Below are 18,863 nucleotides of genomic sequence, written 5' to 3' on the forward strand. Positions count from 1 at the left end.
TCAGCCTCGCATTTTCGGGTTAATGATCAGATAGAGCACATCAGCCAGCAGATTGAGCAGCAAGAAGCCAATCGCCACCACCAGCACCACGCCTTGCACCACGGCGTAATCACGGTTGAATACCGCATCGACAATCATCTTGCCAAAGCCGGGCAGCGTGAAGACCTGCTCGGTCAGCACCGCGCCACCCAGCAACTCGCCAAACAGCAGCGTGGTGAGAGTAACAATCGGCATCAGCGCATTACGCAACGCATGCTTGAGCACCACTTTCTTTGCCAGCAGCCCTTTGGCGCGTGCGGTGCGAATGTAATCCGCTTTCAGCACGGCGATCATTGAAGCGCGAGTGTGGTGCATTAACGTGGCGGCCAGTCCGGTACCAAGCACCAGCGCCGGCAGCAGCAGCGTTTTCAGGTTCTGCGCCACATCTTCGCTAACCGGCACAAAACCCGATGCCGGCAGCCATTGCAGGTGCACGGAGAACAGTAGAATCAGCAGAATACCGAGCCAGAAGTGAGGCACTGAAATCCCGGAAAGCGCGACAAAGTTGGTGGTGTGATCGACCCAACTGTCTTTGCGCACCGCGGCGATGATGCCCATGCTGATGCCAATCACCAGCGCGATAATCATCGCCAGCAATGACAATTCCAGCGTGACCGGCAATTTGCTGGCGATCAGCGCCGTCACCGGCTCTTTGGTGCGCAGCGACATGCCCAAATCGCCGGTTAGCGCATTACCCATCCAGGCGAAATATTGCGCGGGAATCGGATCGTCCAGATGATATTCCGCCCGCAGCTGGGCGATAACCGCTGGATCGCGCTCTTCGCCCGCCATCGCCAGCACCGGATCGCCCGGCAGCAGCTTTTGCAGTGCGAACACCATAATGCTCACCAGCAGCAGCGTCGGAATGGCCAGCAATAGCCGTTTTACAATCAGTTCCAGCATCCTCGCTCCTTAGCGGTTTACTGCGCCAGACTTACGCCAGCCAAACGTACCAATCCGTCCGGCCAGGCTTTGAAGCCCTGCAGTTTTTTCGACATGCCAAAAATGCGTGGCTCAAAGTAGAGGTATGCAATCGGCATATCGCTTTGCAGTTGGTTCACCACCTGGGTGTAGAGCGCCTGACGCTGTGCCTGGTCGTTGGTGAGACGCGCGGCATTCAGCCACTCATCGACCTGCGCATTGCTGTAGCGTCCGTCATTGAGCGTGCCTTTGCTGTTAATAAACGAATAGATGCTGCCGTCCGGATCCGGACGACCAGACCAACCCGACAGGCTAAGCTGATAATCCCCACGCTGCTGGCGATCCAACAGGGTGGCGAACTCACTCATTTGCAGATTGAGGTTGAAACCGGCTTCACCGACCATCGCCTGAATCACCTGGCCCACCTGCTGCGCGGTCGGGTTATTGCTGACCAGCAGCGTCAGATTCAGCGGTGTGGTAACACCCGCAGCCTTCAGCAGTGCTTTGGCTTTCTCAACATCGCGCGGTGCGATCGGTGTTTTGACGTGATACGCGCTGACCGGTGAAAACGCCTGATTGGCTGGCGTATATAAGCCTTCAAACGCCACCTGATTCAGCGCATCACGGTCAATCGCCAGTGAGAACGCTTCACGCACCCGCGCATCTTTCAGCGGACTATTAGCATCGACTTTGCCGTTGTTGATATTGAAAGTGATGCCCTGATAACCAAGACCTGTGACTTTTGCCAGCGCCAGTTTGCTATCGGCTTCAACGGTTTTCACATCGCTGGCGGCCACGCCTTCGGTGAGATCCAAATCGCCCGCACGCAGGTTCGCGAGGCGCACTGAAGCATCCGGGATCGGCAGGAAAATCACCTTATCGAAGTGATAGGCGCCTTTATTCCAGTAATTGTCATAGCGCTTCAGCACGATGCGATCCTGCTGAACACGGCTGTCGAACTGATACGGGCCAGAGCAGACCGGATGAGCGGCGAAATCGGGCTTTTTCGCCGCTTCCGGTGCCAGCATGGCTCCGGCGCGGTCGGTCAGCTGGCTCAGCAGCGCCGCATCCGGGTTTTTCAGGTGGAACTTCACCTGCATCGGGCCGCTCACTTCCACGCTTTCAATCGAGGAGATTTCACTTTTACGCAGCGAACCCGGCAGCGTTTGCGCACGTTCGATATTGAATTTCACCGCTTGCGCATCAAATTTTTCGCCATCGTGGAAGGTCACGCCGCTGCGCAGATTCATGGTCAGCGTTTTGCCGTCCTCGCTCCACGTCCAATCGGTCGCGAGACCCGGTACCACTTTGAGGTTTTGGTCAACATCGACCAAACGATCGCACATGGCCGCAAACACAAAACGGCCGTAATAGGTGCGCGCCAGATGCGGATCGAGCATGTCGGGATCGGCGCCCAGGCCGATGCGAATCACGCTGTCAGCCTGGCTGTGGGCGCTAGCCCCGAGCAGTAACAGACCGCTGAGGGCGGTTAATAACGTATGACGAGCTTGCTTCACGGTGTATCTCCAGAGGTTAGGCTTGCTGATTCACCGCCTGCTCAAACAGGGCGCGGCGACGTAAAAAAGCGGCGGAAGGTGGCGCAAGGGTGATGACGCTGCGATCGCGATTAATCTCCTGCCAGCGGTGACAGGCAATTTGACGGCCGCCGCTCAGCACCTGATTAATCGGTTCAAACTGGCGACATTCCGCTGTGGCATAGGGACAACGGGTATGAAAACGGCAGCCGCTCGGGGGATCTGCTGGGTTGGGCAAATCACCCTGCAGCATTGGGATGGTGCGACTGACGCCCGGCTGCATTTGTGGCGCGGAGGCAATCAACGCTTGCGTATAAGGATGGAGCGGCGCATCAAAAATCTCATCGACGCTGGCCAGTTCGACAATCTGACCGAGATACATCACCGCCACGCGATCGCTCATATGGCGGATTACCGCCAAACCGTGCGCCACGATAATCATCGTCAGGCCAAACTGCTGTTTCAGGCTCTCAAGCAGATTCACCACCTGCGCCTGCACGGACACATCCAGCGCTGAAACCGGCTCATCGCCGAGCAGTAATTTCGGCTGTGAGGCCAGCGCGCGAGCAATACCAATGCGCTGGCGCTGACCGCCTGAAAACTCGTGCGGGTAACGTTCGGCCCAGGCCGCAGGCAGGCCAACGGTGCGTAGCAGTTCGGCGACGCGCGCGTGGCGCTGATCGCGGCTCATCTTTTCGTGCAGCCACAAAGGTTCGCCCACAATCTGCTGCACCGTCATGCGCGGATTGAGCGAGGCAAACGGATCCTGAAAGATAATCTGCAATTCGCGACGCAGCTGATTGAGTCGCGCGCCGCTGGCATCGGTGATGCTTTCACCCTGATAGAACACGTCGCCGGCGCTGGCGGCTAATAAACGCAGCAGCAAACGTCCCAGCGTCGATTTACCGGAACCGGATTCGCCGACAATCGCCAGCGTTTCGCCCGGCATCACCTGTAGCGCAACGCGATCGACCGCCGTCACGCCGCGATTGCGTGAAAAAAGCCGGTTGCCGGTGGAGAAGGTTTTGCTTAAATCGCGGCACTCTAAAATCGGCTTCATGCACTTTCTCCCAGCGTGACGTGTTGCTCTAACGGAGCGCGGAAACAGGCCACCTGATGATCGTTCGCCAGTGCGCGCAACGCCGGACGATGCTGGTGGCAGCGTATTTCGGCGAAGGGGCAGCGCGTGGCAAAGCGGCAGCCAGTCGGCATGTTTTCCGGCAACGGCACTTGGCCGGGAATGGTGGCTAACGCCCCTTCACGCGCGCTCAGGCTGGGAATTGAGCCCATCAGGCCAATGGTGTACGGATGCTGCGGATCGTTGAAAATACGCTCCACGCTGCCGCTCTCCACCACCTGACCGGCATACATCACCGCCACGCGCTGCGCCACTTCCGCTACCACGCCGAGGTCATGCGTGATCATCAATACTGCGGTGCCAGTGTCCTGTTTTAGGGTGTTCAACAGCGCCAGAATTTGCGCCTGAATGGTGACGTCGAGCGCGGTAGTGGGTTCATCGGCAATCAACAGTTTTGGCTGGTTGATCAGCGCCATGGCAATCATCACGCGCTGGCGCATGCCGCCGGAGAGCTGATGCGGATAGGCTTTCAGCCGCTGTTCCGCTGCTGGAATTTGCACTTTTTGCAGAATCGCCAGCGCCGCGTCCATTGCCTGGCGCTTACTCACTTTGCGATGGCGCATCACCGCTTCGCTCAGCTGATCGCCAAGCGTGAAGGCTGGATTAAGCGAGGTCATCGGTTCCTGAAAAATCATCGCCAATTGGTTGCCACGCAGGCTGGCGTATTCACTGCTGCTGAGTTGGCGCAGATCGCGGCCATCAAACAGCATGTCGCCCTGCAAGATTTGCGCACTGTCAGGCTGCAAACCCATCAACGTGAGTGAGGTGATGCTTTTGCCGCAGCCCGATTCACCGACCAGCGCCAGCGTTTCTCCCGCCTGTAGCTCCAGAGAAATATCATCCAGTACCGTGACCAGCGAGCCGCGAAACTGCACGCGCAGATTGCGTAGCGATAAAACGGGATGTGCGGTCATGGCGCTTCCTCCTGACGGGAATAGAGCGTTTCCATCAGCGCCTGTTGCAGCGCAAGCAGATGCTCACGCATCGCCGCTGCCGCTTCATGGGGCTGGCGCTGGGCGATGTGCATCACCAGCCGCTGATGATGGGTGTCATAGTTATCCAGGCGTGCCGGGGTACGCGCCTGCACCCGCAAATGCTGCCAGCCGGGATCGCGGCGCACCGCATCGACGGCATCAAACAGCCCGAGCATCAAACGATTGCCCGCCGCTTCGGCGATGGCGCGATGGAAGGCGCTGTCCCACAGTTCATGCTGATCGCCATCTTCAGGCGGCGTGATGGCGTGCATGCGCTCCAGCAGGCGATTCATTAAGGCGATTTGTTCTTTGGTGGCGCGCAGGGCGGCAAGACTTGCCAGCCCCGGCTCCAGCTGCAAACGCGCTTCCATCACTTCAAGCAGATTCGATTGCTGTGGCAGATCCTGTAGCACCAGCGGCTGCACTGGCGCGGAGGGCCCAACAAAGGTGCCTTTGCCCTGTTTACGCCAGATGCGGCCCTCTTCTTCCAGCACATCTAATGCCCGGCGAATTTCACGACGACCGATGCCAAACCGCTCGGCTAACTCACGTTCGGTGGGCAGCGCGCGATCGGGCGTGTGCTCCTGTTGCTGAATCAGCTGGCGCAGTTGCTCAAGTGCGGTGCTGGAGTTGCGGCTGGTTTCTGGCGTGTCATTCATAATTGGTTCGCCTGCTTATGCATCAGAAAAAGATCGGTAATCGCCGCGTATCCAGCACTTTTCCTGATGAAAGGCGAATTCGGCAGCTTTCTTAGCGTAGGCAAGAAGTGAACCAATATTTAATTGGTTCGGATTGGCGTGTCATCAATGTGTAATAACCACATGATCGCAAAGCAAAAGTTTTTTCAGTGCCGGTTGTGAATTGCGAGAAGCGTCAACGTCCTCACCGGCATACTGCTTCACGGTGGTGCGCGCGCGCTGCTTATCTGTGCAATGCCAGCAGTGCGGTGACGCACGGTGGGTGAATAACCGATGGTTTTCAGCGGGATATAACCTTGGCATCTATTTTGTATGTGTTAACGCAGATGCAGGAGCGATAGCGGGCAACCGAGGTCGCCAGACAATTTGCAATGGGTCACTAGGGTTCCGGTCGAAAGATGCTGGTCCGAGAGTGACCGACCGTCCTCTGACGGTTACACGGCGGGAAAAAAGCCCGGGAGGAAAGCGAGAACGTTGCTCGCCGCCTCCTGCTTTTTTTCGTCCGTTAACGCCAGAGGAACCATCATGATCAAAGCCTGCCTTCGCCTGCTGTTGCTTTGCACCATCACGCTGTTCAGCGTCAACACGCTGGCCGCCGACAAACCCTCCTTTAAGATTTGCTGGTCGATCTACGCGGGCTGGATGCCGTGGGATTACGCGCAGCAGAGCGGCATCGTCAAAAAATGGGCTGACAAATACGGCATCGATATCCAGTTTGTGCAGGTTAACGACTATATCGAGTCGGTGAATCAATACACCGCCGGGGGTTTTGCGGGTTGCACCATGACCAACATGGATGCGCTGACCATTCCGGCCACCGGCGGCGTGGATAGCACGGCGCTGATCGTCGGCGATTACTCCAACGGTAACGACGGCATTCTGCTAAAAGGCGCGGGCAACCTCTCAGCGCTGAAAGGCAAGCCGATCAATCTGGTCGAACTCTCGGTTTCGCATTACCTGCTGGCGCGGGCGCTGGAGAAATCCGGCATGAGCGAGAAAGACGTCAAAGTGGTGAACACCGCCGATGCCGATTTGGTGGCGGCGTTCGGCACTGCCGACGTCAACGCTATCGTTACCTGGAATCCGCTGCTCGCCGAAGCGGAGAAGCAGCCGAACAGCCATCTGATTTTCTCTTCCGCGCAAATTCCTGGCGAAATCCTCGATCTGCTGGTGGTCAACAGCGCCACGCTGCAGAAGTATCCGCAGCTCGGCAAAGCGCTGACCGGCGCATGGTATGAAACGTTGAAAACCATGTCCGGCCCAACCGACAGCGCTAAAGCGGCACGTACACAAATGGCGCAGGCTTCCGGCACCGATCTGGCGGGCTTTGACCAGCAGCTGGCCGCCACGCATCTGTTTAGCGATGCCAAAACCACCCTCGATTTCGTCCAAAGCCCACAGCTCAAAGCCACCATGCAGATGGTCGCCGAGTTCTCGTTTAAGCACGGTTTGCTGGGCGAGGGCGCGCCGAGCGCCGATGTGGTTGGCGTGGCAACGCCTGCGGGCAATTGGGGCGATGCGGGTAACCTCAAACTGCGCTTCACCGATGAGTACACCAAAATGGCCGCCGCCGGGCAGCTGTAAGCGAGGCGATGCCGATGCGTAAGTTGATCAACTACCAACCGCTGCCGCTGGGGCGCTTGCTGCTGGGCATTCTGCCGCTGCTGGCGCTGCTGCTGGTGTATCTGTTCGCGTCGGAGGCGCGTCTCAGTCTGAATGCGGCAGACAAGCTGTTGCCGGGCTTTAACGCCATGGGCGACGCCATCAGCCGCATGGCATTTCAGCCCAGCCCGCGCACTGGCGAATATCTGTTGTGGAGCGATACCGCCGCCAGTCTGCTGCGTTTGCTGTGTGGTGTGGCGATCAGCGCGCTATTGGCGCTGGCGCTGGGTCTGTTCACCGGCGCGCTGCCGGTGGTGCGGGCGGTGCTGGCGCCGCTGGTGACGCTGTTTGCGTTGGTGCCGCCGCTGGCGATTCTGCCGATTCTGTTTATCTGTTTTGGTCTCGGCGAAGTATCGAAAGTGGTGCTGATTGTCATCGGCATTACGCCGCTGATTGCCCGCGATTTGCAGCTGCAGGTGCAGAAGATCCCGCGCGAGCAGCTGGTAAAAGCGCAGACGCTCGGCGCGCACAGCGCACAGATTTTGTGGCGCGTGATCCTGCCGCAGCTAATGCCGCGCCTGTTGGATGCGGTACGGCTGTCGCTGGCGTCGGCGTGGCTGTTTCTGATTGCCGCTGAAGCCATCGCCGCCACGGAAGGCCTGGGTTATCGCATCTTCCTGATGCGGCGTTATCTGGCAATGGATGTGATTCTGCCCTACGTGGCGTGGATCGCGCTGCTGGCCTTCCTGCTCGACCTGTTGCTGCGGCTGGTTAGCCGTCGCTGCTGGCCGTGGTATCACGCGAAATAAGGGGCGAGCGATGCCGTTACTGCAACTGAAAAACCTTGAGAAACATTACGGCCAGCAAGTGGTGCTGGAGCGCCTCAACATCGAGGTTGAAGAGGGCGAGTTTGTGGCGATTGTCGGTGCGTCCGGCTGCGGCAAAACCACCTTCCTGAATGTGCTGCTCGGCACTGAAGCGCCCAGCAAAGGCCAGCTGTTGCTGGATGGCGAACCTATCCCCGACGAACCGGATGCGCATCGCGGCGTGGTGTTTCAGCGTTATTCCGTGTTTCCGCATCTGACGGTGCTGGGCAACGTGATGCTGGGCGACGAGTTCAGCAGTGCGCGTTGGCTGGGCCGCGTGTGGGGAAAGAAGCGCCGGGCGATTCGCCAGCGCGCGCAGGCCATGCTGGCGCAGGTTGGGCTTGAACAGGCACAGAATAAATATCCGTATCAGCTGTCGGGCGGCATGCAGCAGCGTCTGGCGCTGGCGCAGGCGCTGATGAAGCAGCCGCGCATTTTGCTGCTCGATGAACCCTTCGGCGCACTCGATCCCGGCATCCGTAGCGAGATGCACCAACTGATCACCCGTTTGTGGCAGCAGCATAACCTGACCATTTTCATGATCACCCACGATTTGAAAGAGGGATTTAGCCTTGCATCGCGTCTGCTGGTGTTCGACAAGCTGCGCCACGATCCGCACGCGCCTGAAGCCTGGGGCGCGACCATCACTTACGATCTGCCGCTGGATCGCGCACAGCCATCCGAACCGCAGGTCGCCTAAAGGAGAAAACCATGAAGCCTTACCAAACCTTGTTGCCGAGCGGCGCACACTGGTCGCTGGTGATGCGCAGCGGCAGCGCGCTGACCCTCACCGATGTCGAAGGTGGCGCCAACGTCGGCCTGCTGTTTTACAACCCGGAAAACCTGCTGGAGCGCTATAACGCGCCCGACACCCTGAAGTGCCAGCACACTTTCCGCCTCACCGCCGGTCATTGTCTCTATTCAGATATGGGACGTATTTTCTGCGGCATCGAACACGACAGCTTCGGCTGGCACGAAAGCGTGTGCGGCACGCTGAATGCCGCGCAAACCGCCGCGCGTTTTGGTACCAGCACCTATCAGCAGGCGCGCAATCTGCGCCATCAAAATGGCTACGACAGTTTTCTTGTCGAGCTGGCCAAATATGGGCTCGGCCAGCGCGATATCGCGTCCTGCCTCAACCTGTTTGCGCAGGTGCGCGCCGACAACAGTGGCACTTTGCAGCTGGAACGTCAGGGCGCGGCGGGTGCCAGCGTGCGTTTACGTTTCGCGATGGACACGCTGGTGCTGCTGCACACTTGCCCGCATCCGCTCAGCGCATCGCAGGATTATCCGCGCCAGCCGGTGCAGATCGAACTGGATGCGCAATACGCGCCGCTGCCGGCGATGTGTCTCGAGCGCGACGAGAATCAGCGCGGTCTGCGCAATAACGCGCTGTATCAACTGCAAGGAGAAATGTGATGATCATCGAAAGTCAGCGCAATCCAGCCGAAGCGCGCTTCCAGCAGCAAATTGATGCCGGTGATTACTGGCTGCAGCGCATCGAGGCGGGCCAAACGCTACGCATCACCGATCTTGAAGGCAATCAAGCCGCCGATACGCTGTTTTTCAATGCTGATGACACCGCCGAACGCTACAGCATGAGCGACACGCTGCGCGGGCAGAACAATGTGTTTCTGACGGCCGGCAGCGTGCTGCGCTCGAACTTTGATCGCCCAATGCTGACCATCACTGCCGATACCTGCGGCCGTCACGACACGCTCGGCGGCGCTTGTTCGTGCGAAAGCAACACGGTGCGCTATGACCTGGAGAAGCGCCATATGCATTCGTGCCGCGATAGCTGGATGCTGGCGGTGGCGGAACAGCCGGAGTTTGGCCTGACGCGTCGTGACATCACCCACAACATCAACTTTTTCATGAACGTGCCGGTGACGCAGGATGGCGGATTGACCTTTGCCGACGGCATTTCTGCGCCGGGCAAATATGTTGAGATGCTGGCGCGCATCAACGTGCTGGTGCTGATCTCCAACTGCCCGCAGCTCAATAATCCCTGCAACGGTTACAACCCAACGCCGATTTTAGTCAACGTGTGGTGATTCTCTGACGCAACGGGACGACCCGTTTTCTGCCGTCAATGCTACGCAGGACGACCTGCCGCAACGAGAGTATTCAGTCATGATTGATCGCGTATTAATTGCCAACCGTGGCGCGATTGCCGTGCGCATTATTCGAACCCTGCAAGCCATGAATATCCGGGCGATTGCCGTGTACGCCGAAGCCGACCGTCATGCGCGCCATGTGCGTCTGGCGGATGAAGCCTGGTCGCTCGGTGAAGGTCAGGTGCGAGACACTTATCTCAATCAGGATAAATTACTGGCGATAGCCGCGCAGAGTGGCGCGCAGGCGCTGCATCCCGGTTACGGTTTTCTCAGTGAAAATCCGGAGTTTGTCACGCGCTGCGAAGCGGCGGGCGTGCATTTTCTTGGGCCGAGCGCCGAGCAGATGGCGGCCTTTGGCCTGAAACACAGCGCGCGTGCGCTGGCTGAACAGAATAACGTGCCGCTGCTGCCGGGCAGCGGCTTACTGGCTTCGCTGGCCGAGGCGCAGCAGATGGCGGCGCAGATTGGCTATCCGGTCATGTTGAAAAGCACCGCGGGCGGCGGCGGCATTGGCATGCAGCGCTGCGACGATGCCGAACAGCTCGACGCGGCATTTACCCGCGTGAAGCGCCTCGCTGGCAACAACTTCGCCGACGATGGCGTGTTTTTAGAGAAGTTTATTGCGCGTGCGCGCCATATCGAAGTGCAGATTTTTGGCGACGGCGCAGGTGAAGTCATCGCGCTCGGCGAGCGTGATTGCTCGGCCCAGCGCCGCAATCAAAAGGTGCTGGAAGAGACGCCCGCACCGGGCTTGAGCGCTGCGGTGCGCGCGCAGTTGCAGGCCACCGCCGTAAGGCTGGCGCGGGCAGTGAACTATCGCAGCGCGGGCACGGTGGAATATGTTTATGACGATGCCAGCCAGCAGTTCTGGTTCCTCGAAGTGAACACGCGCTTGCAGGTGGAACATGGCGTCACCGAAATGGTGTATGGCGTTGATTTGGTGCGCTGGATGGTGGAACTGGCGCAGCAAAAATTGCCGCCGCTGGCCGATTTGCAGCCGGTCGCGCAAGGTCACGCCATTCAGGTACGGCTTTACGCCGAAGATCCGGCTAAGCAGTTCCAGCCCAGCGCGGGATTGCTCAGCCATGTGCAGTTCCCGACTACGATTGAGGGCGCTACGCTGCGCATCGACAGCAGCGTTGAGAGCGGCATGGAGGTTTCGCCATTTTACGATCCGATGCTGGCGAAACTTATCGTGCATGCCGCTGACCGGACCAGCGCGCTAGGCAGCATGGCGCAGGCGCTGTCCGCCACCGAACTGTACGGCATCGAAACCAATTTGCTATGGCTGCGCCAGCTGTGCACGCTGCCGGACGTGCAGCAGGGACGCATCATCACCGCCACGCTCGGCACCCTGCAGTGGCAGCCGCCAACGCTGGATATTCTTAGCGGCGGCACCTTAACCACAGTGCAAGATGCGCCGGGCCGCATCGGTTATTGGCATGTTGGCGTGCCGCCTTCCGGTCCGTTCGACAGCCGCGCGTTCCAGCTGGGTAATCGCCTGTTAGACAATGATGCGCAGGCCGCCGGGCTGGAGATCACCTTGCGTGGCCCGACGCTGCGCTTCAACCAGGCCTGCAGTTTTGTCCTGACCGGCGCGCCGATTGCCGCGCAGCTTGATCAACAAATGATACCGATGCATCAGCGGCTGACGGCGCAGGCCGGGCAAACGCTGACGCTGGGCGAAGTACGAGATGGCAGCCGCAGCTATCTGCTGCTGGCCGGTGGCCTCGATACGCCGCGCTATCTGGGTAGCCGCAGCACTTTCACCCTCGGCAAATTTGGTGGTCATGCCGGACGCGCGCTGCGCGCCGGTGATGTGCTGCATCTCGCCGCGCCGCAGGTGCTGACAGCGGCCAGCTTGCCGGATAATTTGCTGCCGTCACTGAACGGCAGCTGGCAGCTGCGGGTGATTTACGGTCCGCATGGCGCGCCAACCTTCTTCACCGATGATGACATCGCGGAATTTTTTGCCGCTGAGTGGCAAGTGCACTACAACTCCAGCCGCACCGGCATTCGCCTGATCGGCCCCAAACCGACCTGGGCACGCAGCGATGGCGGCGAAGCGGGCATGCATCCCTCGAACATCCACGACAATGCGTACGCCTTCGGCACGGTGGATTTTACCGGCGATATGCCGGTGATCCTCGGCCCGGATGGCCCATCGCTGGGAGGTTTTGTTTGTCCGGCAACGGTGATCGAAGCCGATCTTTGGAAGCTGGGGCAGCTGAAAGCTGGCGATCGCGTCCAGTTCCAGCCGATCGAACTTGCCACCGCCGATCAACTGGCGCAGGCGCAGCGTGACGAGATCATCAAACTGCAATCTCAACCGATTACAGTGAACGCGGCGCTGCCCTTAATTGATCCGGTTCTGCACCATCATGCGGCAACGGAGCAACGTCCTTCGCTCTGTATTCGGGCGGCGGGCGATCGTTTTCTGCTGGTGGAATATGGCGATTTACAACTGGATATCGCGTTGCGTTTTCGCGTGCATGCGCTGATGCAATGGCTGGAAGCGCATCCGCTGCCGGGGCAACTGGAATTGACGCCTGGCATCCGCTCGCTACAAATTCATTATGACGCACAAATATGTGGCAGAAGTGAGCGAGTGGCGCAAATATTGCACGCTGATTTAGCATTGGGTAGCCTGGCCGATGCGGCCGTGCCTGCGCGCACCGTCTGGCTGCCACTTAGCTGGGATGATGCGGCCTGTCGTGAAGCGATTGTGCGCTACGACCAATCCGTCAGACCGAATGCGCCGTGGTGTCCAAGCAATATTGAATTTATTCGCCGCATCAATGGGCTGGATAGCATTGAGTCGGTAAAAGAGATCGTATTTAGCGCCTCTTATTTGGTAATGGGATTGGGCGATGTCTATCTCGGTGCGCCGGTGGCTACGCCACTCGATCCGCGCCATCGCCTGGTGACCACCAAATACAATCCGGCGCGCACCTGGACGGCGGAAAATTCGGTCGGTATCGGCGGCGCTTATATGTGCGTGTACGGCATGGAAGGGCCGGGCGGCTATCAGTTTGTTGGACGCACTATGCAGATGTGGAACCGCGATCGACCCACAGCTGCGTTTACCCAGCCCTGGTTACTGCGCTTCTTCGATCAAATTCGCTTTTATCCGGTAGATGCCGACGAGTTGCTGCAGATTCGTGAGCGTTTCCCGTGGGGCGATTATCCGCTACGCGTGGAACAGGGTGAATTCCGCCTCGCCGACTATCAGGCGATGCTGACGCAGCACGCGCAGGAGATTGATGCCTTCCAGCAGCAGCGCCAGCAGGCGTTTGATGAGGAGTTAGCGTGCTGGCGAGCGGAAGGGCAGTTTACCTTCGATAGCCAGCTGCAAGCGCAGAGCAGCGAAGAGAGTGTGGTGCCAGCCGGTTGTCATCCCGTTGAGAGCCAGGTGGCGGGCAGCGTGTGGCAATGGCTGGTGGAGGAAGGCAGTGAAATCAGTGCGGGGGCCACGGTCGGCATTCTCGAATCAATGAAGATGGAAATCCCGATCGTCGCGCCCGTCAGTGGAAAAATCCATAGTCTGACGCGGCAGTCTGGGCAGCAAGTGCAGGCAGGTCAATTGCTTATGGTGATCGACCCAAAAGTGGCATAAGAAAGAATAAAAAATAATCAGGAATCTGGCAGCAAAGTCGGGGATATGTCCCATACTTAGAAACCCGAACTATTGTTGCATTGCCCTGACATCTTTTGCAGTGCTCAACAGGCTGTGTCCCGCATCGGTTTGATAATAACTATGCGAAACCGCTTCGGGATACAGCCTGATCGTCCGGTTTCAGCGCCTGGTGGCGCTTACCTCTCTACTTTCACGTGCTTCATAGTGAGTTTTTAAGGAGTTCTCTATGGAATTAAAAGATCCCATGGTCGAGTTGCTCAGCAGCCTTGAGCAGATTGTTTTGACACGTGACGCGAAGCCATCCGTATCAGAAATTTCAATCAATCAGACTACAGTTCCCGAGCCGCAGCGTTTACGCGAGATGACCGGCATGCAGGTTGACGAATTTGCCCGTGTGATGGGTGTTAGCGTTTCGTCAGTGAAAAGCTGGGAGGCGCAACGTACACGTCCTTCCGCTACGGCGCGTAAATTGATGAAGTTGTTGCAGGCCAACCCTTATTTAGGGCGTCAGTTGCTGGAGTAATCCCTTTTTCGGGATGATCCAACCCGCCTTGATGGCGGGTTTTTTAATTTATGGCGCCATACTTTGCTGCCTGTTTAACGAACCAGCTCTCCGGCACGCTGTACGGCGGTTGCGCTAACTGCGCAAGCCCTTGTTTGATGGTCTGCTCTGCCTGCCGCCAAAGATGGCTATCGCCCTGGCGTAACAGCTGAATCTGAATCTGCTTTTCCACCAGATAGACGCGCGCAAAGTCGGCATCGTACTGCACGATGGCGCGGGTGTTGTCGATGATGTCGGCCAGCTTGATGGTTTGCGCTTGGGGCGAGGCATCGGCGGTGTGGCGAAAATGCGCCAGCTTACGTGCGGCGCGGTTTTTTGCCGCAGGCTGCGCGCTGTCGGTGAGCTGGTCCACCAGTTCCGCCACGCGCGGGCCGAAATGGCGTTCGATATCGTCAATGGTGCTGGGTGTGTCTTCTACCGTGTCATGCAGCCAGGCGGCTGCAATCATCTGTTCATCATCGGTAACGCTACGCACTAATTCGGCGACGGCAGCCGGATGCACAATGTAAGGCTCGTCAGTGTATTTGCGACGTTGACCCGCAGCGGCATGCGCCTCAGTGGCATAACGGCGCGCTTGCTCTTCCAGTGAATCTCGCATATTTCACTCTCCCAGAGAAAAGTCGCTTGCAATTATCTAGCGCGCTATTTATATTGAAACCCATGAACAGTAATCAAGATGACAAAAAAGTGAAGCAGGCGCCACTTCAGTTAGATCAGCAGCTCTGCTTTGCGCTGTATTCGGCGAATCTCGCGATGCACAAAGTCTATCGCCAGCTGCTATCAAAGCTGGAGATTACCTATCCGCAATATCTGGTGATGCTGGTGCTGTGGAATCAGGACGATGTGACGGTCTCTGAGATTGGCGAGCAGCTGTTTCTTGATTCAGCCACGCTGACGCCGCTGTTAAAACGTCTGGAGAGCGCGGGTTTATTGCATCGCCAGCGTTCCCGTCAGGATGAGCGTCAGGTTGTGGTAACGCTGACCGATGAAGGTCGTGCGTTGCGTGACAAAGCAGAAAGTATTCCGGAGGCCATTCAGTGCGCAACAGCCTGCGATGACCAGGTGATGGCATCTCTGAAAGCTCAGTTAGACGAGTTGCGCGATAGCCTTTACCGCGCCAATTAATAAACAGGGGAAGTCGCTGTCCCGACAACCCAAAAGATGACGTTCAGGTTTGCGCATAATAAGTAGTGCGCGATTATATAGCGAATTAATGAGGTTATTATGTCTTTAGAAAAAGTTGTTTACACTGCAAAAGCTAAAGCTACCGGCGGTCGTGATGGTCGTGCTACTTCTTCCGACAACGTGCTGGATGTAAAACTGGGCGTGCCAAAAGAGATGGGTGGCGCAGGCGGCGAAGTGACTAACCCGGAGCAGCTGTTTGCTGCAGGTTATTCAGCGTGTTTCCTCGGCGCGATGAAGTTTGTGGCTGGCCGCGACAAGATTTCGATGCCGAAAGATGCGTGGATTGAAGGCGAAGTTGGCATTGGCCCAATCCCGAACGGTTTCGGTATTGAAGCCAAACTGAATATTCATCTGCCAGAGATGGATGCAGCTGAAGCGCAGAAGCTGGTGGATGCGGCACACATCGTTTGCCCATACTCAAACGCAACGCGTGGCAATATCGACGTGACGCTGAACATCATCAACTAGTTGATGTTATTCACGATAACAGGCTCCTGCGGGAGCCTTTTTCACATCTGAATAAAACGCTGACCGGTTCGATTAGAAAATTTATCTGGTCTTACCATTGGTTAAATGTTCTACTGCTCGGCTTCGCGCCATCGCCCTTTCGCCAGTCGGAATCGTCCCGATCCTGCATCTTGCGTCACGCTTTTACTGCGGTTTAGCGAACTCTGCTGTCTTTAAACAGTCACATAACGGTTGATACAACGACACCAGGTCGGGAATAGAAAATTTTCATGAATTATATTAAAAGTTTAACGCAGCAAAAGCTGTCTCTGCTGCTTGCGTTATATCTCGGTATCTTACTGAATTTACCGATATTTTATCGCCGCTTTGACGGCTTCTTAACGAAATCCAATATCTCTAACTGGCTCTCTGCAGCGGCGGAAGTGATGGCAGCGGTACTGCTGACTTTCTTCCTGATGCGCTTGCTGTCGTTGGGCGGCAAATGGGTTTACCGCATTCTCGCCACACTCACCGTGATCATCTCTGTTGCCGCCGCCTATTACATGGCGTTCTTCAACGTGGTGATTGGCTACGGCATTATCGCCTCGGTGATGACCACCGATATCGATCTCTCTAAAGAAGTGATTGGTCTGCATTTCGTGCTGTGGATGGTGCTGGTGAGTGCGCTGCCGCTGCTGCTTATCTGGCGCAATAAGCTTAGCCAGACACTGATTGAACAACTTAAAACGCCTGGCCAACGTCTTAAGCCGGTAGCCGTTATGCTGCTGAGCGTGGCGCTGGTCTGGCTGCCGATTCGCTATTTCGACAAGTTGCAGAAGGTGAATGAAGAGATCACCAACATCGATTTGCCGAGCTATGGCGGCGTGGTGGCGCACTCGTATCTGCCATCCAACTGGATTGCCGCGCTAGGCCTGTTCGCCTGGACCAAAGTTGATGAAGAGTGGGATGGCCAGAAGTTACTCGATCCGGCAAAAGAGTTTACTTACGTCGCGCCTGCGGGCATCGACGATACCTATATGGTGTTTGTGATTGGCGAAACCACGCGCTGGGATCACATGGGCATGCTCGGCTACGATCGTGATACCACGCCGAAGCTGTCGAAAGAGAAGAACCTGGTCGCGTTCCGTGGTGAATCTTGTGATACCGCCACCAAGCTGTCGCTGCGCTGCATGTTCGTGCGCGAAGGCGGCACCATGGATAATCCGGGCCGCACGTTGAAAGAACAAAATGTTTTCGCCGTGTTGAAAGAGCTGGGCTTCACGTCTGAGCTGTTCGCGATGCAGAGCGAAGTGTGGTTCTACGATAACGCTGACACCAATAACTTCTCGTTCCGCGAGCAGATTGGTTCAGAGAAGCGTAATCAGGGCAAAGCGGTCGATGACATGCTGTTAGTGCCGGAGTTGCAGGCATCGTTACAGCGCTTCCCGAAAGGCAAGCACGTGGTGATTCTGCACACCAAAGGCTCGCATTACCTTTATTCACAACGTTATCCGCGAGACTTCGCGCGCTATCAGCCGGAGTGCATGGGCGTTGATGAGAAGTGCAGTAAAGCGCAGTTGATTAACGCCTACGACAACTCGATTTTATACGTTGATACCATGCTGGATAGCGTGCTCGATCAGTTGCGTGATAAGAAGGCGATTGTGTTCTACGCCTCCGATCACGGTGAATCAATCAGCGAGAATATGCACTTGCACGGTACGCCGCGCGAGATGGCGCCACCGGAGCAGTTCCGTGTACCGATGATGGTGTGGGCTTCTGATAAGTATCTTGAAGATCCAACCAACCGCAGCAACTTCGAACGTTTACAGGCGCAGCAGCGCGTGGGTAAAACCCATCGCCATGTTGAGCTGTTCGACACCATCATGGGTTGCCTCGGCTACACCTCGCCGGACGGCGGAATTAAAGGCGCAAATAATTGGTGTTCAGCACCAGCGGCCGCGCCTGCTAAAGCGCTGTGATTTTTTTGGGGTTGTTGACCGCTGCTTGCTTTCCAGGCGATCAGTTGGGTTTTCAGTAAAAGGCATTGACGCTTTTTTAGCAGCGCAGTAATATGCGCCCCCATCGGCGAGTAGCGCAGCTTGGTAGCGCAACTGGTTTGGGACCAGTGGGTCGGAGGTTCGAATCCTCTCTCGCCGACCATCTTTGAAGAAACCTGCTTTTATAAGCAGGTTTTTTTTCGTCTGTAATATGCGTGGATTACTTCACTGGTTAGGTGCGTATCAGGATGAAATACGGGCCGCTCCGTAAAGTCGCCGTGGACACATCCCTGTGGGCTCTGCCGACGGTTACTCGCCTCATCCCTGAGGCTCGCCCGCTTCGCGGGCCAATGCTGCGCGTTGTTCAAAAACGCTCCCGGCGTTTTTGTCCATGCGCCGGAAGCTTTACTCCGCGGTCCGTATCCCATCCTTTGTCAAATTCCGCTGCGCTCTGTTTTAAAGCGAAACCCATCGTTCGGGCGATGGGAAGGCGGCTCGGTTAGCAAAGCGTCCGCCGCAGGGATGCGGCGGTCGAGGCTACAGGGACGTATTCACGCCGACTTTGCGTTCGAGCCGCCTTTCCTGAGCAACGTACCAATAATCAGCAAAACCCGTACATACAACCGTTCCATCTCTCAAATCAAAAATGATCACTATTATTCCGACTTTCAAGCTTGCACCCCACGCCAAATGGAACCCGCAGGCTTAATTCGCGAAACATTCTTCTTATGACCGGTTTATGCATCATGCTGATTTCTTATGCCATTTCCCTAGCACATTCCGCTGCCTGAACGTCATAACGCACGCAGAATCGTTCAGATATTCAACATTTACCAATAAGTTTTGTGTGTTTTTTAGCGGTGATAATCACTGCTATTTGACTACATAGCCAGATAATCACGCGGCATTGAGCGCTTTATCACCTTTTTTAATTTTGGCTTAGGCTGAGAAGGGTGTTTTTTATCGTTGCTTGCACTTAGTCACACTCTATGTAAATAACCCCACACTGTATTGACGTTCATTGCAACTGTTGACAAATTGATGCGTCAATAAAATGTAGAGAAGGACGTGTCTGACAGATTCCACGGTGCCAGCACAAAAAAATAACCGCTCACATTTTGCTTACTCTTAATTGACCTGCC

General features: G+C 56.8%; 16 protein-coding genes, 1 tRNA gene and 1 riboswitch. Of the genes, 11 read left to right on the forward strand and 6 right to left on the reverse strand.

Annotated features, from left to right (window positions below; translation table 11 throughout):
* Genes DEU53_RS17400 through DEU53_RS17420 form a run of 5 tightly spaced genes read right to left on the reverse strand, consistent with a single transcriptional unit; the run spans position 1 to position 5,266 of the window.
* Positions 1-942, reverse strand: coding sequence for an ABC transporter permease (locus DEU53_RS17400; protein ID WP_110867879.1), 942 nt, complete (start codon positions 940-942; stop codon positions 1-3).
* A 17-nt stretch (positions 943-959) separates the two neighbouring features.
* Entirely contained in the window at positions 960-2,477 is a 1,518-nt protein-coding gene (locus tag DEU53_RS17405) for an ABC transporter substrate-binding protein (protein WP_110867880.1), read from the reverse strand.
* A gap of 16 nt (positions 2,478-2,493) precedes the next feature.
* Entirely contained in the window at positions 2,494-3,555 is a 1,062-nt protein-coding gene (locus tag DEU53_RS17410; RefSeq protein WP_110867881.1) for an ABC transporter ATP-binding protein, read from the reverse strand.
* Positions 3,552-4,547: an ABC transporter ATP-binding protein gene (locus tag DEU53_RS17415; protein WP_110867882.1), complete on the reverse strand. Its 996-nt coding sequence runs from the start codon at positions 4,545-4,547 to the stop codon at positions 3,552-3,554. Before DEU53_RS17415 ends, DEU53_RS17410 begins: the two co-directional genes overlap by 4 nt.
* Positions 4,544-5,266 carry a FadR/GntR family transcriptional regulator gene (locus DEU53_RS17420; protein ID WP_110867883.1) on the reverse strand — a complete coding sequence of 241 codons (723 nt, stop codon included), beginning with the start codon at positions 5,264-5,266 and terminating at the stop codon, positions 4,544-4,546. Before DEU53_RS17420 ends, DEU53_RS17415 begins: the two co-directional genes overlap by 4 nt.
* 407 nt (positions 5,267-5,673) lie before the next feature.
* A riboswitch (guanidine-I (ykkC/yxkD leader) is annotated at positions 5,674-5,768 on the forward strand.
* Positions 5,769-5,830: 62 nt separating this feature from the next.
* Between DEU53_RS17420 and DEU53_RS17425 the strand changes: the two genes are divergently transcribed.
* The 7 genes from DEU53_RS17425 (at position 5,831) to DEU53_RS17455 (ending at position 14,050) form a co-directional block, all read left to right on the forward strand.
* The gene (locus DEU53_RS17425) at positions 5,831-6,889 is read left to right on the forward strand and encodes a putative urea ABC transporter substrate-binding protein (RefSeq protein ID WP_061719325.1); all 1,059 of its coding nucleotides are present in this window, start codon (positions 5,831-5,833) and stop codon (positions 6,887-6,889) included.
* A gap of 14 nt (positions 6,890-6,903) precedes the next feature.
* On the forward strand, positions 6,904-7,716 hold the full coding sequence (locus DEU53_RS17430) for an ABC transporter permease (RefSeq protein WP_110867884.1): 813 nt from the start codon (positions 6,904-6,906) through the stop codon (positions 7,714-7,716).
* Between the two features lie 10 nt (positions 7,717-7,726).
* Complete coding sequence (locus DEU53_RS17435; protein ID WP_110867885.1) at positions 7,727-8,473, forward strand: ABC transporter ATP-binding protein; 747 nt, start codon at positions 7,727-7,729, stop codon at positions 8,471-8,473.
* 11 nt (positions 8,474-8,484) lie between these two features.
* Positions 8,485-9,192: an urea amidolyase associated protein UAAP1 gene (locus tag DEU53_RS17440; RefSeq protein WP_110867886.1), complete on the forward strand. Its 708-nt coding sequence runs from the start codon at positions 8,485-8,487 to the stop codon at positions 9,190-9,192.
* Entirely contained in the window at positions 9,192-9,827 is a 636-nt protein-coding gene (locus DEU53_RS17445; protein ID WP_110867887.1) for an urea amidolyase associated protein UAAP2, read from the forward strand. The genes DEU53_RS17440 and DEU53_RS17445 overlap by 1 nt, the downstream gene beginning before the upstream one ends.
* A 79-nt stretch (positions 9,828-9,906) precedes the next feature.
* Entirely contained in the window at positions 9,907-13,506 is a 3,600-nt protein-coding gene (uca, locus tag DEU53_RS17450) for an urea carboxylase (protein ID WP_110867888.1), read from the forward strand.
* 247 nt (positions 13,507-13,753) lie between these two features.
* The gene (locus DEU53_RS17455) at positions 13,754-14,050 is read left to right on the forward strand and encodes an HTH-type transcriptional regulator (protein WP_008104629.1); all 297 of its coding nucleotides are present in this window, start codon (positions 13,754-13,756) and stop codon (positions 14,048-14,050) included.
* Positions 14,051-14,093: 43 nt separating this feature from the next.
* Here the strand turns inward: DEU53_RS17455 and DEU53_RS17460 are convergent, their stop codons facing one another.
* On the reverse strand, positions 14,094-14,687 hold the full coding sequence (locus DEU53_RS17460) for an HD domain-containing protein (protein WP_110867889.1): 594 nt from the start codon (positions 14,685-14,687) through the stop codon (positions 14,094-14,096).
* Between the two features lie 62 nt (positions 14,688-14,749).
* On the opposite strand from DEU53_RS17460, the gene DEU53_RS17465 reads away from it, so the two are divergent.
* The 4 genes from DEU53_RS17465 to DEU53_RS17480 all read left to right on the forward strand — a co-directional run bounded on the left by DEU53_RS17465 (position 14,750) and on the right by DEU53_RS17480 (position 17,884).
* A complete protein-coding gene (locus DEU53_RS17465; RefSeq protein WP_110867890.1) occupies positions 14,750-15,214 on the forward strand; it encodes a MarR family winged helix-turn-helix transcriptional regulator in 465 nt (154 codons plus the stop codon).
* A gap of 99 nt (positions 15,215-15,313) precedes the next feature.
* Entirely contained in the window at positions 15,314-15,742 is a 429-nt protein-coding gene (locus DEU53_RS17470; protein WP_101763806.1) for an organic hydroperoxide resistance protein, read from the forward strand.
* 269 nt (positions 15,743-16,011) lie between these two features.
* Positions 16,012-17,703, forward strand: a complete 1,692-nt coding sequence (eptB, locus tag DEU53_RS17475; protein ID WP_110867891.1) for a kdo(2)-lipid A phosphoethanolamine 7''-transferase — start codon at positions 16,012-16,014, stop codon at positions 17,701-17,703.
* Between the two features lie 104 nt (positions 17,704-17,807).
* Positions 17,808-17,884, forward strand: a tRNA-Pro gene (locus DEU53_RS17480).
* Positions 17,885-18,863: the final 979 nt, after the last annotated feature.

It is taken from the genome of Pantoea sp. AG1095 (assembly GCF_003208415.1).
GTDB lineage: Bacteria > Pseudomonadota > Gammaproteobacteria > Enterobacterales > Enterobacteriaceae > Pantoea > Pantoea leporis.